Source organism: Amycolatopsis albispora, assembly GCF_003312875.1.
GTDB classification, from domain to species: domain Bacteria; phylum Actinomycetota; class Actinomycetes; order Mycobacteriales; family Pseudonocardiaceae; genus Amycolatopsis; species Amycolatopsis albispora.
Window position 1 is genome coordinate 414,305 of the sequence record NZ_CP015163.1, and the last position, 13,492, is coordinate 427,796.

At 69.6% G+C, this 13,492-nt stretch carries 13 protein-coding genes; 7 read left to right on the forward strand and 6 right to left on the reverse strand.

Going from position 1 to position 13,492, the window contains the following annotated elements; all coding sequences use genetic code 11:
* Nucleotides 1–7: 7 nt before the first annotated feature.
* The gene (locus A4R43_RS42525) at nt 8–151 is read left to right on the forward strand and encodes a WD40 repeat domain-containing protein (protein WP_162788274.1); all 144 of its coding nucleotides are present in this window, start codon (nt 8–10) and stop codon (nt 149–151) included.
* Nucleotides 152–349: 198 nt separating this feature from the next.
* A complete protein-coding gene (locus A4R43_RS02175) occupies nt 350–568 on the forward strand; it encodes a CoA transferase (protein ID WP_113690729.1) in 219 nt (72 codons plus the stop codon).
* Here the strand turns inward: A4R43_RS02175 and A4R43_RS02180 are convergent.
* From A4R43_RS02180 to A4R43_RS02200, 6 genes are all read right to left on the reverse strand, one after another.
* A complete protein-coding gene (locus A4R43_RS02180; protein ID WP_205215212.1) occupies nt 565–1,557 on the reverse strand; it encodes an IS481 family transposase in 993 nt (330 codons plus the stop codon). The two genes, A4R43_RS02175 and A4R43_RS02180, sit on opposite strands and share 4 nt — an antisense overlap.
* A 355-nt stretch (nt 1,558–1,912) precedes the next feature.
* Entirely contained in the window at nt 1,913–2,623 is a 711-nt protein-coding gene (locus A4R43_RS02185; RefSeq protein WP_113690730.1) for a GntR family transcriptional regulator, read from the reverse strand.
* A gap of 18 nt (nt 2,624–2,641) precedes the next feature.
* Nucleotides 2,642–3,172 carry a GntR family transcriptional regulator gene (locus tag A4R43_RS02190; protein WP_113690731.1) on the reverse strand — a complete coding sequence of 177 codons (531 nt, stop codon included), beginning with the start codon at nt 3,170–3,172 and terminating at the stop codon, nt 2,642–2,644.
* Nucleotides 3,173–3,287: 115 nt separating this feature from the next.
* Nucleotides 3,288–3,593 carry an RNA-dependent RNA polymerase family protein gene (locus A4R43_RS43125; RefSeq protein ID WP_205215213.1) on the reverse strand — a complete coding sequence of 102 codons (306 nt, stop codon included), beginning with the start codon at nt 3,591–3,593 and terminating at the stop codon, nt 3,288–3,290.
* A 9-nt stretch (nt 3,594–3,602) separates the two neighbouring features.
* Nucleotides 3,603–3,830: an RNA-dependent RNA polymerase family protein gene (locus A4R43_RS43130; RefSeq protein ID WP_205215214.1), complete on the reverse strand. Its 228-nt coding sequence runs from the start codon at nt 3,828–3,830 to the stop codon at nt 3,603–3,605.
* Nucleotides 3,831–4,266: 436 nt separating this feature from the next.
* The gene (locus A4R43_RS02200; protein ID WP_205215215.1) at nt 4,267–6,393 is read right to left on the reverse strand and encodes an iron-containing redox enzyme family protein; all 2,127 of its coding nucleotides are present in this window, start codon (nt 6,391–6,393) and stop codon (nt 4,267–4,269) included.
* Between the two features lie 419 nt (nt 6,394–6,812).
* Between A4R43_RS02200 and A4R43_RS02205 the strand changes: the two genes are divergently transcribed.
* Genes A4R43_RS02205 through A4R43_RS02225 form a run of 5 tightly spaced genes read left to right on the forward strand, consistent with a single transcriptional unit; the run spans nt 6,813 to nt 13,453 of the window.
* On the forward strand, nt 6,813–7,787 hold the full coding sequence (locus A4R43_RS02205; RefSeq protein ID WP_113690733.1) for a fatty acid desaturase family protein: 975 nt from the start codon (nt 6,813–6,815) through the stop codon (nt 7,785–7,787).
* Between the two features lie 35 nt (nt 7,788–7,822).
* Nucleotides 7,823–9,622 (forward strand): SidA/IucD/PvdA family monooxygenase, encoded by a 1,800-nt coding sequence (locus tag A4R43_RS02210; RefSeq protein ID WP_162788275.1) that lies wholly within the window; start codon nt 7,823–7,825, stop codon nt 9,620–9,622.
* On the forward strand, nt 9,619–9,831 hold the full coding sequence (locus A4R43_RS02215; protein WP_113690735.1) for an MbtH family protein: 213 nt from the start codon (nt 9,619–9,621) through the stop codon (nt 9,829–9,831). The genes A4R43_RS02210 and A4R43_RS02215 overlap by 4 nt, the downstream gene beginning before the upstream one ends.
* A 29-nt stretch (nt 9,832–9,860) precedes the next feature.
* Nucleotides 9,861–11,663, forward strand: coding sequence for an ABC transporter ATP-binding protein (locus A4R43_RS02220; protein WP_162788276.1), 1,803 nt, complete (start codon nt 9,861–9,863; stop codon nt 11,661–11,663).
* A complete protein-coding gene (locus A4R43_RS02225; protein WP_113690737.1) occupies nt 11,660–13,453 on the forward strand; it encodes an ABC transporter ATP-binding protein in 1,794 nt (597 codons plus the stop codon). Before A4R43_RS02220 ends, A4R43_RS02225 begins: the two co-directional genes overlap by 4 nt.
* The last annotated feature ends 39 nt before the right edge of the window (nt 13,454–13,492 follow it).

Here is a 13,492-nt window from a genome sequence, read left to right on the forward strand (position 1 = left end):
GCGGGGCGTGCAGATCACCGGCCTGACCGACGAGAAACCCGCCTTGCTGCCACAACCAGGCGTCAACGGGATCGCCCTCAGCCCGGATGGCCGGATCCTCGCCACGGCCTGCGAAGACAACACCGTACGGCTTTGGCAGCTACCGGCCTGAACCGCTCGCGCCTTGTGTAGACGCAGTAAGCGACTCGTGTCCGTTCGTGATATTGAACTGAGGTCCCGGTTCAGTTGCGCTTTCGTCAACAAGCAGCACGGCCTGAAACGAACCGCTCAAAGGCCTGTTCGTCCGGCACCTTTTCCGCGCTGCGGACGGCGAGCTGAACATCCGGCCAACAAGCAGTAGCAGTTCGAATTGCTGCGCCGCGTCATTGGTCGTCCGGAGCTGGCCATCGACGAGCGGTTCGCCGAGCGGGAGGCCCGCAAGGTGCACCAGGCCGAGCTGGCCCCCGAACTCGAGATCGCGCTCACCCGGCGGTCTGCGGCGTGCTGGGAACACGGACTCAGTTCCGCGGGCGTGCTGGCCGCCGCTGTGCTCAGCGTGGTGGAAATGCTGGAGAGTGCGCAGCTCTAGGTGTGATGTCCAGGGAGGTTGGTCAGGCGGGTGATGGGTGGCTGGCCTCCGGTGGATGAGTGGGGTCGGTGGTGATTGTAGAAGTGGAGCCAGCCTGGTAGGGCTGCTCGGCGTGCGGTTTCGGTGGGGTAGTAGCGGGCGTAGGCCCAGCCTTCGGCGAGGGTGCGGTGGAAGCGTTCGATCTTGCCGTTGGTTTGTGGCCGGTAGGGGCGGGTGCGTTTCGGTGTGATGCCGAGTTCGGTGCAGGTGCCGCGGTAGGTGTGGGAACGGTAGGCGGAGCCGTTGTCGGAGAGGACGCGTTCGACGTGGACTCCGTGCTCGGCGAACCAGGCCACGGCTCGGCGCAGGACGGCGGTGGCGGCCGGGGTCTTTTCGTCGGCGTGGATTTCGGCGTAGGCCAGGCGCGAGTGGTCGTCGATGACGGTGTGCAGGAACGCGGTGCCGGTGCGGGGTTTGTAGTCGTTGCCGCGGGGCAGGTTCGGGGTGGTTCGTTTGTTGCGGGCGCCTTGCTGGCGGCCGACGTAGCGGTGGCCGCCGCCGTCGGGGATGTTGCCGAATGTGGTGACGTCGACGTGGATCAGTGAGCCGGGGTGGGGGTGTTCGTAGCGGCGCAGGGGTTCGCCGGTGACCCTGTCGATGCGGCGGGGCCGGTTGATCCGGCAGCGCACCAGGACCGCGTGCACCGTCGAGGCGGCTAGCCCGAGCCGGCCGGCGATCTGGACCGGGCCCAGCCGGTGTCGCCAGCGCAGCCGCACGATCTGCCGGACGAGGGGTTCGGGTGTTCGGGCGGGGCTGTGGTGCGGGCGTGAGCTGCGATCGGCCATCCCGGCCTCGCCCTCAGTGCGGTAGCGCTCGGCCCACTTGCGGGCGGTGGTGACCGCGACCATGAACATCTTTGCGGCCTCGGCCGGTCCCCAGCCCTGCTCGACGATCAGGCGCGCCAGCCGGAGCCGGGTTCGCGGGGTCAAAGTGGCATTAGGGTGGGACATGAAGGCCTCCGGTCGATGCAGTGGTTCCTAGACAGCTCCACTCCACAACCGGAGGCCTTCACCTGTCAGCACGACAGGCCCACAACATCACGTCAATCCGGAACAACGTCCCCGGACATCACATCTAGGCCTGCTGTCGGGTGCACGAACTGCCCGTTCCCCGCCGGTGCCGCGCCCAGCCCGCTGCGGGTGCTCGGGCACGGCATCCACGTCGACGGCCGCCCCGGCGAACCCGTGCTGCCACCAACGGGCCTCGGCCAGCGCCCCGGCAGATTCTTACCGAACTTGGCTACGACGAAACCGAGATCACCCGGCCACGCGAGAAGGGAGCTGTCTGAACGGCCAGGCCCGCTACCTATTCGATGTTGTCGGTGTAGCGGAGTTGGTAGCGGTGGGCGCCTTTGATGAGGATGGAGGCTTCGACCGGGCGGTCGTTGTTGGTGTGGATGACGCGGAGTTGCCGGATGACGGGCACCGTGGCGGGTAGGTCGAGCAGGGTGATTTCGGTGGTGGTGGCCGCTCGGGCGGTGATGTGGTCGGTGAAGTGGCGTTGGGGTAGGCCGAGGTCGGTGAGGATTTGTGGTGCGCCGCCGGGGATTTTGGCGGGGTGGGCGAGCGCGGTGCCGGTGGCGATGTCGCTGGGGTAGTACGAATAGGACAGTTCGACCGGTTCGCCGTCGCGCAGCAGTAGCCGCTGTCGCAGGACCGCGGTCTCGGTGTCGCCGAGGCCGAGAATCGCGGCGGCGTCGGCTGGTGGTCGGGTTTTCTCGACGGACAGTAGCTGGTAGGTGATGTGGCCGGGGGCGATGTAGGCGGCGGCGGAGATGGTGAGGGCGGGCTGGTCGCGGACGTAGACGCCTTTGCCGACGCGGCTGTCGAGGAAGCCTTCGTCCTTGAGCGCGCCCAGGGCACGCTGGATGGTGGCGTTGGCGGCGTCGTAGGTGGCCATGAGCTGGGCGGTGGAGGGGAGTTGGGTGCCGGGGGCGAGGTCGCCGGAGATGATCTGGGCGCGGAGTTCGGCGGCGATCTGGGTGTGGCGGGGCCGGGTGTCCTGGGGGCGGGGCACGGCTGACTCCTTTCCGGGTTACAGGGTCAGCTGGTAGCGCAGCCGCCGGTTCTGGGCGGTCATGGTCATGATGCTGGCCTCGATGGGCTGCTCGCCGTCGGTGAACAGCACGCGGGACAGTTGCAGCACGCACGCTGGATCGGGCAGTTCGAGCGCGGTCTGCTCGGCGGGGGTGGCCAGGCGGGCGGTGACGTCTTCGCGTACCGACCGGGGCGGGTAGCCGAGGCGGTGGAGCAGGGCGACGGCGCCGCCTTTGATCTTGCGGTGCTCGGCCAGCGCGGTGCCGGTGGTGAGGGTGGCGGGGTAGTAGGAGTCGGTCAGCTCGACCGGCTGCTCGCCGAGCAGCATGATCCGCCGCCGCACCACCACCGGCGCCCCAGCGGGGAGGCCGAGGGCGTCGGCGACCGCGTCCGGCGCGGGCAGTTCGGTGACGTCGGCCAGCTGCTGCGTGCCGGTCTGCCCGTGCGTGGCGGCTTCGGCGCCCCACGCGTCGGTGGGATTCCCGCTGACGTAGGGCAGGGACACGCTGGTCCACACAGCGTCGGTCACGGGCGACTCGCTTCCGTTCGTTTCCTCGGGTGCCTCCGGATTCGACCTTAGTCGCCAGGCAGTAAGGCACGCGGATAGCCGCATCCTTATTGCCTTATTCGAAACGCGGTAAGGTTCAGGTGGTTGGTGAGGTTGCACGCGTTCGATCGCTGAATACCGTCTTGGCCACCGCGTGACGGAAATAGTTCGCCCACCCACCAAGACCTGGTTGATAGCTCTCAGCACCACATCCAGGTCCTGATATCGGGTCGATCTGTACGTTCGCGCCTTCACGACGCAAGGTGAACCCGAGGAAATCGAAGCCCTCGTCGATGTGGACCACACGGGTGATCTCCGGTGACAGTCGCAGCCCCAACGGGGCCAGCACGGCTGTCACCTCCTCCCGCAACGCCTCGGCATGATGCCGCTCGCCCCAGATCATCAGGACGAATCATCCGCATGGCGGATGATTCTGCACGCCATGACCCGCTGCCTTGCGTTTGGCCCGCTGGTACCTGCTCCCCATCGCCCGCCACTGGTGATCGAAATGATCGTCCACCGCGGACACGGCGATGTTGGCCAGCAACGGAGACAAGATCCCGCCCTGTGGTGGTCCGGTCAGGGTCTCTTCCTTCTTACCGAGTTCGGTCAGAACTCCGGCTTTCAGGAACGCTTTCACCAGCGCACGGACCCGCTCGTCCGTGATTCTCGCCCGCAACGGTCCATCAATGCCCGATGCGATATCTCATCAGAACAGGCTTCGATGTCCGCCTTCAGCACCCAGTGATAGTTCCGGGGCTTCGAGGCGTAATAGTGAATCTCGGCCACCGCGTCCTGCGCGCGCCGGTTCGGGCGGAACCCATACGAGCCTGGACTCCCCGGTCGGTGATGGTGGGAATCCCGAGTTTCCGGAACTTCCCTGTATTTCCTTTGGGGATCACGACCTTGTCGATACCCGGGGTCCGAGCGCCCCTGTTGGTCGTGACGCGTTCCCACGCGCACACCAGGAACGCCGGATCAGCCACGGGGTTGACCAGATCACCAAACCGGCGACCCGATTGCAGGCGAGCGCCGCCGCACTGTCGTGATCGTCGGCGGAGATGCCCGGGACCAGCTCAGACCTGCGACCGTCCCTCAGGTTTTGGCTCGGCGGGCCCTTTGCGTGCCAGGAGTCCGGATGGTGCATTCAGCGATCGGTATCCGGCCCGGATCCGGTCCCATGCGTCCGTGCCGGCCGTCGGCGCCTGCTGGGCCAGGTATCCGTCGATGGCGTCGGCCGCCCAGGCGGAGTGGCCGGTCGCGACGTTGTCGATGGTGTTGTGGATGTCGACGAAGGCGGTACTGAAGCCGTGTTTCTTGAGCGTCTGCCGGCCGCGGCGATAGTTGCCGCCGACCCCTGACAGCTCCATCGCCAGGTTCAGGCCGAGAATCTCCGGCTCGAACGTGCGCGGAAACCGGCCGATCGCCAGCCAGTAGACCGGCGTATCGAACGACTGGTCCCGGAACCCGGGCCAGGTCGCGAACTCCGGCGAGCCAGTCGGTGGGAGGTCGATGCCCATCTCCCGCAACACGGCACGGTAGATCAGCGGATGGTTCAGGCTCAGGTCGCCGTTGCCGAGCTCGTCCCAGTAGGTGTCGAAGAGGAAGTGCCCGCGCTCGGAGGAGGCGAGCTGATAGTCGGTGTAGCCGGTCAGCCAGGCACCGTCGATCAGGGTGAGCGGCGCCAGTTGCACGCTCGAGTCGATCAACTCGGCGCGGTCCGGCAAGGGATCGCCCAAGCCGTTGTGGAACTCCATGTTGTGGAGGTCGTGCTGGTCGAGCAGCCAAGACCGCAGACCGTCCACCGGGTGCTCGTCCGGCAGTGACCGGGCGGACGACTCCATGCCCTGGCGGGACCTGGCGAGCCGCTCTTCCACGTATCGCAGCGCATACCGGCGGGTCGCCGGTGTGATCGTGCGCCGCAACAGACGGATGTATGCCTGCCGGATGTCCGCGGGAGCGTCGCCGTCATCGCGGGCGCTTTCCGAGGCCGGCCGGAGCGTGATTCGCCGGGGCTGATGGGCGGGCGGTCGCCACCCTGCCCGCTGTGCGGGATCCGCCGGCAGCGCGTCGATCCATCGCTTGATCGTGTCCAGTTCGTTGTCCGGGAATATCCGGAACATCCGGCCCTTGTCCGACACGAGCGCGCCGGTCAGACGGCTGGCCTCGGACCTGCCCGGCCGGATGAGGCGACTGTTCGCCAGCGCGGTCAGGAACGGGATCGGGTCGGTGCGCGCCTCGGAGAGCCACTCCTGCAGCGGCCGGCCCTGCACGCTGAACCGGTCGTGATAGACCGACGCCTCCCTGGCCCGGGACCGCACCAGCTCCGCCATCTCGAAACCCGGGTCGCGAGCGGCGTCCAGCTCCCGGGCCACCTCGTCGCACCAACGTCGCAGCGCGCCGAACGCCCAGGCGAAGCCGCGCTCGACCGCGGTCGCGCCGGCCGTACCGGCTGATTCGACGAACGCGGCGGCCACGGCCCGAGCATCCTCGACCGTCGGCGGCTCGTCCGGCGTGCGCGCGCGGCTCGGATCCAGCGCGTCCCATCCGATCGCGTGCGGAAGCCGGGTCTGAACACCGTCGAGCGGCGGGAGCATGCCGACCTCACGCAGGCAAAGGTCAAGACCGATGATCTCGCCCCGGTAAGCGTCCGGGCGCCGGCTCATCGTCAACGCGACGGCCGGTAGGTAGAAGGACTGGTCGGCGATTCGGCGGTCCTGCGCCAGTTGACTCGCCGGATGCGCATGCACGGCCACCCGGAGGTGTTGCATGAGAGAGAGGTAGACGCTGCCTCGGGACGCCCGCGGATGCCCGGCGCCGACGTCGCCCGCGAACAGGGAGAGCACCCGCATGGTGACCGCTTCCTCGGCGTTGCCCGGCTCGCTCATCCACTGCAGCCAGGCACCGGACAGCGAGGCCAAGGGGGCACACGCGAGGACCGCCCGGCGGACGAGCACGTCGACGCGGCCCTCGCGTTCCGCCGCGGCGAAAAGTGCTTCGAAGCGCGAGCGTTGCGTGGCGGCCCAGGCGGCGACCGACGGCCCGAGGTCGGCCAGCGGGACCCGCGAACCGCGATCGTCGGCGCAGCCGTGGTCCAACTCCGCAACGATCGCGGCCCGCAGGGCGTCGGGCAGTGGCGTGCTCTCGGGGTCGCACGCGCGGGCGAACACCGTCTGGATCGGCAGCGCCGTCGGGTCTTCCACCGCCTGATCAGAACATCGGGTAGTTGGACGCATCGTGCTTCTTCCTCTTCCTACGTCGAAAACCTGGCAATCGCACGCAGAAGGGCCACCGCGAGCCACCTCCCTCGCACAGCACGGCATTTCGGCAAGAAGCCGGTCGAACCTCCTGCCAAGAAACCTAACGCCGGGCCAGTGGGGGACCGTGTCCCGTAAAACAGCCCCCCGCCCCGCGCCCACGATCCGCGAAGCGGGCCGGGCGCCGCGTCGCCGGTTCACGTGACTGCGCTGGGAAGCCGGAGCTACGTATCGTCGGTCAGCGTTCACGAACGACGAGCGGCATTCACCTGGGTCGAATCCGCCTCCCGGATCGGGCCCACCGAGGTCAGCCGGCAGGCGTGCCCGGGCTCCGTCGAAGAGGACTCGGGAAAGGTGACGGTGAGATGATCGACCGCGAACCCGGACGGATATGGCGCAACAGTCCGACCGACGCCATCCTGCTCGGGATTTGCATCGTGCAGTTCGCCGGGACGATCGCGCTGGCCGTGCTGACGCCAGACGGGCTGTGGCCGCGGCTCGGCTCGGCGATCCTGGTCACCGCCATGGTGACCTACTCGGTGCTCATCGTTAACCACATGTTCGTGCACCAGCCTTGGTTCACCGACGACCGGCTGAACGCGCTCGTGTCGTTGATGAACTCGGCGAACATCGCGCAGTCGGTACAGGCGTACCAGTTGAGTCACGTCCGCAACCACCACCGGTACAACAATGACCGCAAGCGCGACGGGGTCACCGCCGACCTCAGCTCCACGTACCGATACAGCCGGGACGACGACCACGCCCCGCTCTGGCGGTACCTGGTCTTCAGCCTCGCTGCCTCGGCCCGGGAGTTCGTGGGCACCTGGGCGTCCTTGCGCCGGTTGTGCGGCGTCGGCCCGGCGGAGACCACGCTGCGAGGATGGGCCGCCCGGCACCCGGCCCGGCGCGCGGCCGAGCTCGCCCAGATCCGCTACGACCGCTTGGCGCACCTGAGTTTCATCGTGCTGCTCGCCGTCCTCTCGTGGCAGTGGCTGCTGCTGTGCTACCTGCCGGCGGTAGCGGCCGCGTTTACCTGGGTCAACGTCCAGAACTACTACCGGCACTTCGGGGCGGAGCCGGAGAGCCGGTACGCGAACTCCGTGAGCTACTACAGCCGGCTGTACAACCGGCTGACCTTCAACGACGGATACCACCAGGAGCACCATCTGCGCCCCACGACGCACTGGACCCGGCTTCCCGAGGTCGCGGCGCGGTATCGGGAGCGGCTCGACGAGGCCGGTCGTGTCGTGTCCACGGTGCCGCCCGTGGTCGGTTTCCTGGACACCGGTCGCATTGATCGCATCGCCCAAGGCTCCTCAGCGACCCGAGACACCCAATGAACCAGCCGGGCAGACGGCGCGGAGGGGAGCGGTACGTGCGGAATCTCGGCACGCCGGATGACCCGTACGACGTGATCGGGCTGGGCTTCGGACCGTCGAACATCGCACTCGCGATCGCCGCCCAGGAGATCGCGCCGGATCGCCGCGGCCTGTTCCTGGAGCGCTCCGGCGAAACGCGCTGGCACGAGGGCATGCTCATCGACGGCGCCCGGATGCAGATCTCCTTCCTCAAGGACCTGGTGTCCCTGCGGAACCTGGCCAGCCCATTCACCTTCCTCCAGTACGAGAAGGCCAAGGGGCGGCTGGAGAGGTTCGTGAACCTCGCCGAGTTCCGGCCGACCCGGCTGGAGTTCCAGGACTACCTGAGGTGGGTCGCCGCACAGTTCGCCGGCATGGTGCGCTACCGCTCCGCGGTCCGCGCGGTGACCGCGGTCCGCGACAACGACGGCACGCTGTCGTTGTTCCGGGTGACCGCGACCGACACCACGACCGGCGGCGTCCTCGAGTACCACGCCCGCAACATCGTGCACGCGCTCGGCGGCGTACCCCGCGTGCCGGAGGCGGTGACGCTCGGCCCGACCGTGGTGCACTCCAGCGCGTTCCTGCCAACGGTCCCCGAGACGTTCACCGACCGCGACCGCGAGTGGGAGTTCGCGGTCGCCGGCGACGGGCAAAGCGCCGGCGAGATCACCCACTACCTGCTGGATCGGTACCGCAACGCCCGCGTGCACCTGATCCTGCCGGGGTACTCGCTGCGTGCCACCGACAACAACCCGTTCGCGAACGAGCAGTTCTTCGAGGCCAACGCCGCCGACTACTACTCCCGCAGCGAGGCGAACCGGCGCGACTACTACGCCGGCCTGCGAACCACCAACTACGGCGTGGTGGAGGCGAGCTTTCTCGACGAGCTGTACCGGCTGGTCTACGCCGACGAGGTCCGCGGCCGCACCCGCCTCGTGGTGCACGACGGCTCCCGGCTGTCCGGGGCGGAGGCCGGGGCCGACGGCACGGGCATCCGGATCGGGGTCGACGCCCGCTTCGGCGGCGGGGCCCGCGTGCTCCGAGTTGACGGCCTGGTGCTGGCCACCGGGTACCGGCGCGAACTGGACTCGGAGATGTACCGCGACGTCCTTCCCTACCTGGACACCGCCGCCGATGGCGGGCTGGCGGTTTCCCGTGAACACCGCGTGCGCACGACCGACGAGCTGACCTGCGGCCTGTACGTGCAGGGCTTCGCCGAGGCGACGCACGGGCTCGGCGACACGCTGCTGTCGCAGCTGCCCTTCCGGTCCAAGCAGATCATCACAGCCATCGTCAAGGACGGCGGTTCGCTGGCGCGCGCGTTCCCGCCGGCGGGGCACGACGCCGGGCCGGCCGCCGCGACGCCGGTGACGCTGATCGAGCGATGCGGCTCCGGAACGCTGGTGAGCGCCGGTGCGGGGGAGTTCCCGGTCGCGACCCGGCTGCCGCTGGTGCTGGATCGCGACCGCGGTCGCAACGGCGTCCTGCTCGGGGTGCTCGACCGGACCGATCCGCAGCTGCCGCTGCTGGACGGCGGCAAGGTGCTGGCGATTTTCCAGCCGGACGGGGCGCCGCCCGGCGAGCCGCAAGCCGGGGACTCGATGGTGATCGACGTTCGCGGATGCGCCCGGGTGGTGACCGACCGGGACCGACTTGTGGCGCACCTGGCTCGCGTCGACCCGGCGGATTCCGGGCCGGCCGCACGCGCCGGGGGCTCGGTCCTGATCGAGATCGAGATCGAGGCCCTTTCCGGCCGGTTCCCCCTGTCGCCGGAGCCGCGTGCGGCCCCGGCCGCGAGCGAGAGGCAGTCATGACCGACACCGACGAGATGTACGTGATTGTTCGCAACGACGAGGAGCAGTACTCGATCTGGCGGTCGGGTCGGCCGGTACCGGCCGGGTGGGAGCCGGTCGGCGAGCCGGCGTCCCGGGATGACTGTCTGGCGCGCATCGGCGGGTTGTGGACGGACATGCGCCCGGCCAGCCTGCGGGCCGCCATGAGCGCCTCCGCTGAGCAGCAATGACGACAGCGAATGATGAGGAAGTGCCGACAGTGGATCAGAGGCCAGCCGCACGGCCCAACGTCCTGCGCCGGTCGCGCACGTTGCTGCTCGCCGCCTTCCGCGCCCATCCGGGTCCGATGAGCTGGGGGCTGGCCGCCGCGATGCTGTATGGAGCGGGACTGACCGTCTGGTCCGTCGCGCTCGGCGAGCTGGTCAACCACGTGGTGATACCGAGGTTCGAGGGCGGCCAGGTGGCCACCGGCACCGCCCTCGCCATGGTCCTGGTCGTGCTCGCGATCGGCGTGGTCAAGGGCACGGCAGCGCTGATCCTGCGATGGACCGCCACCGCGACCCGGGCCCGGTTCGATGCCTCCCTGCGGGAGGCCGTGGTCGAGCGGTACGACGCGCTGCCGATTGCCTACCATCGGGCCCACCCGACCGGCGAGAAGCTGGCGCACGTCACCACCGACCCGGAGGCGGCCGCGGACCTGCCGGCCCGAATGCCGCAGGTACTCGGCATGTTCCTGATGTTCCTGGTCACCGCCGGCTGGATGCTGGCGGTGGACCCGATCCTGGCAGTGGTCGGCGGTGCCTCGATCCCGGCGCTGTTGCTGGTCAACTCGGTGTACCAGAAACGGGTCGAAGGGCTCGCCGCGGAGGCCCAGCAGCGGCTGGGGCGGGTGACCGCAGTCGCCCACGAGAGTTTCGACGGCGCCTTCCTGGTGAAGACGCTCGGCCGGGACCGCGCCGAGCGGGACAGGTTCGGCGCCGAATCGGCCCGGCTCCGCGATGCGAACATCAAGCTGGCCGGTCGGGAATGGCTGATGAACGAGCTGTTCGATCTGATCCCGGCCGCCACGTCGCTGGTCGTCCTGGTGGTCGGGGCGTGGCGGGTGGACAGCGGCGCGATCACGGTCGGCCAACTGGTCAGCTTCGTCAACCTGTTCGCCATCCTGGCAGTGCCGCTGAGCGTGATCGGCAACGTGCTGGCCCACGTGCCGCACGTGCTGGCGGGGTACGGCCGGGTTCAGGAGGTGCTCGGCGAGACGCCACCGCCGGCTGTGGTGGATCCGCAGCCGCTGCCGAACGGTCCGCTCGACCTGCGCGTCCGCGGTCTCGGCTTCGCCTACCCGGACGGCCCGGAGGTCCTTTCCGATGTGAGCTTCGACGTCCCGGCCGGCGCGACCGTCGCGATCACCGGGAGCACCGGGTCGGGCAAGAGCACGCTGCTGCTGGCGCTGGCCGGCCTGCTGCCCCCGACCGGCGGCACGGTGCTGCTGAACGGGGTCGACCTGTACCGGGTCGGCGCAGCCGACCGGGCGGCGGCCTGTGCGGCGGTTTTCCAGGAGCCGTTCCTGTTCGCCGGCACGCTGGCCCAGAACGTCCGGCTCGACTTCGACGGCACCCCATCGGAAGCACCCACGGACGCCGACCGGGAGCGGCTGGACGAGGCGCTCCGTCTCGCCCGGGCCACCGCCATCGTCGAGGGCCAGCCGGACGGGCTGGCGACTCGGGTCGGCGAGCGTGGGGTGACGCTGTCCGGCGGCGAACGACAACGCCTCGCGCTGGCCCGGGCCCTGGTCCGCCGGCCCCGGGTGCTGTTGCTGGACGAGGCCACGTCCGCGGTCGACGCGACCACCCGGCAGGAGATCATGAGCGGGCTGGCCACCAGCCTGCCGTCCACCACCACGATCGTCGTCACCACCAGCGCCGCGACGCTGGCCAGGGCCGACGCGGTCGTGTACCTCGACAGCGGCCGCGTGGCCGGTGTCGGCGCCCATGGTGACCTGCTCCGGATCGACGGCTACGACCGGCTGATCCGGAGATGCCAGCGAGAGGGGGTGGCGGCATGAGTGCGGTCACGGTCGATCCCGACGGTGTTGCCGGGTCGACGCCCGCGGTGCTTCGGCGCGGCTTCGCCTCCATCCCGGAGATCCGCGACGGCCTGGCCCTGACGCTCGTCCTCGCACTGGTCGGCGGGTTCGGCCGGCTGGCCGTACCGGTCCTCGTCCAGCAGCTCTTGGACCGGGGACTCAGCACCGGACACGTCGACGTCGGCCACCTGGTTCTCCTGGGCGCGCTGGCGGCGGTGGCGGTGGGGGGCACCGCCCTGGTCAACTGGGTGAGCCTGCTGCGCCTTGCGATCGCCAGCGAGCGCGCACTGTGCGGGCTGCGGGTCCGCGCCTTCGGCCACATACACCGGCTCAGCGTGGCGTACCACTCGGCCGAAACGCGCGGGAAGCTGGTGTCCCGGGTGACCTCCGACGTCGGGACCCTCAGCCAGTTCCTGCAGTGGGGCGGCATCGCCTGGGTGGTGAACGGCGCCGCCATGCTGGCTGCCCTCGCCGGCATGCTGTACTACGACGTCTGGCTGACGCTGGTCACGGTTGCGCTGATCGTGCCGATGATCGTCCTCATCCACGTGCTGACCGGGCGCCTCGGGCCCGCGCACTCCGCGGTCCGGGGCCGCGTCGCCGATCTGCTCACGGTGACCTCGGAGACGATCCAGGGCGCGGCCGTCATCCGCGCCTACGGCATCACGAAGCCGAGCCTGCGGCGGACCACGGCGACCATCCACCGCTGGCGGGACACGAAGGCCCGCGCCGGCTATCTGGGCAGCGTGCTGTTCTCCCTCGCCGAGCTGTTCGCCGCGATCGTGGTGGTCGGCGTCGTCGCGGTGGGCCTGGCGATCGGCCCGTCAACCGGGCGCACCGCCGGTGAGCTGGTCGCGTTCCTCCTGCTGGTGACCCTGTTCCTGGGGCCGGTGGGGCAGTTCACTCAGGTCATCGACTTCACGCAGAATGCCGTGGCCGGCTGGCGCCGGGTGCTGGCACTGCTGGACATCGCCGAGGACGTCACCGAGCCGGTCAACGGCCGGCAGCTGCCAGCCAGCCCGCCGGCGGTGGCCGTACGGAATGTCACCTTCGGCTACCCGAACGCCGGCCCGGCCCTGACCGACGTGTCGTTCGAGGTGCCGGCCGGTCGCCAGGTCGTGCTGGTCGGCGCCACCGGATCGGGCAAGACGACGCTGACGAAGCTGATCGCCCGGCTGGCCGACCCCGACCGCGGCCACATCCTGATCGGCGGCGTGGACGTACGGGAAATCGCCACCGAGTCGCTGCGCTCGCGGGTGGTGGTCGTGCCGCAGGAACCGTTCCTTTTCGACACCACGGTCGAGGAGAACGTCCGGTACGGGCAACCGTCCGCCACCCGTACCGACGTCGAGCAGGCCTTCCACGAGCTGGGTGCGGCAGCGTTCCTCGCCGGCCTGCCGCGCGGCCTGGACACCCCGGTCGGGCAGCGCGGCGAGAGCCTGTCCGCGGGCGAGCGGCAGCTGGTCGCGCTGGCCCGCGCGCACCTGGCCAACCCGGCCTGCCTGATCCTCGACGAGGCGACCTCGGCCGTGGACCCGCGGATCGAGCTGACGCTCATCGAGGCGTTGCGGCGGCTCACCGCGGGCCGCACGTCGTTGACCGTCGCGCACCGGCTGGCCACCGCCGAACGGGCCGACGAGGTGATCGTGCTCGATGGCGGCCGGCTGGTGGAACGCGGCCGGCACGACGAGCTGCTCGCGGCGGGCGGTGTCTACACCGGCTTGTACGACAGCTGGCGGCGAGCCACGGCCGCTGGCACGGTCGCCTGACTCGAACGCAGTTCATCTCTACGGCACGGATGGAGGTAG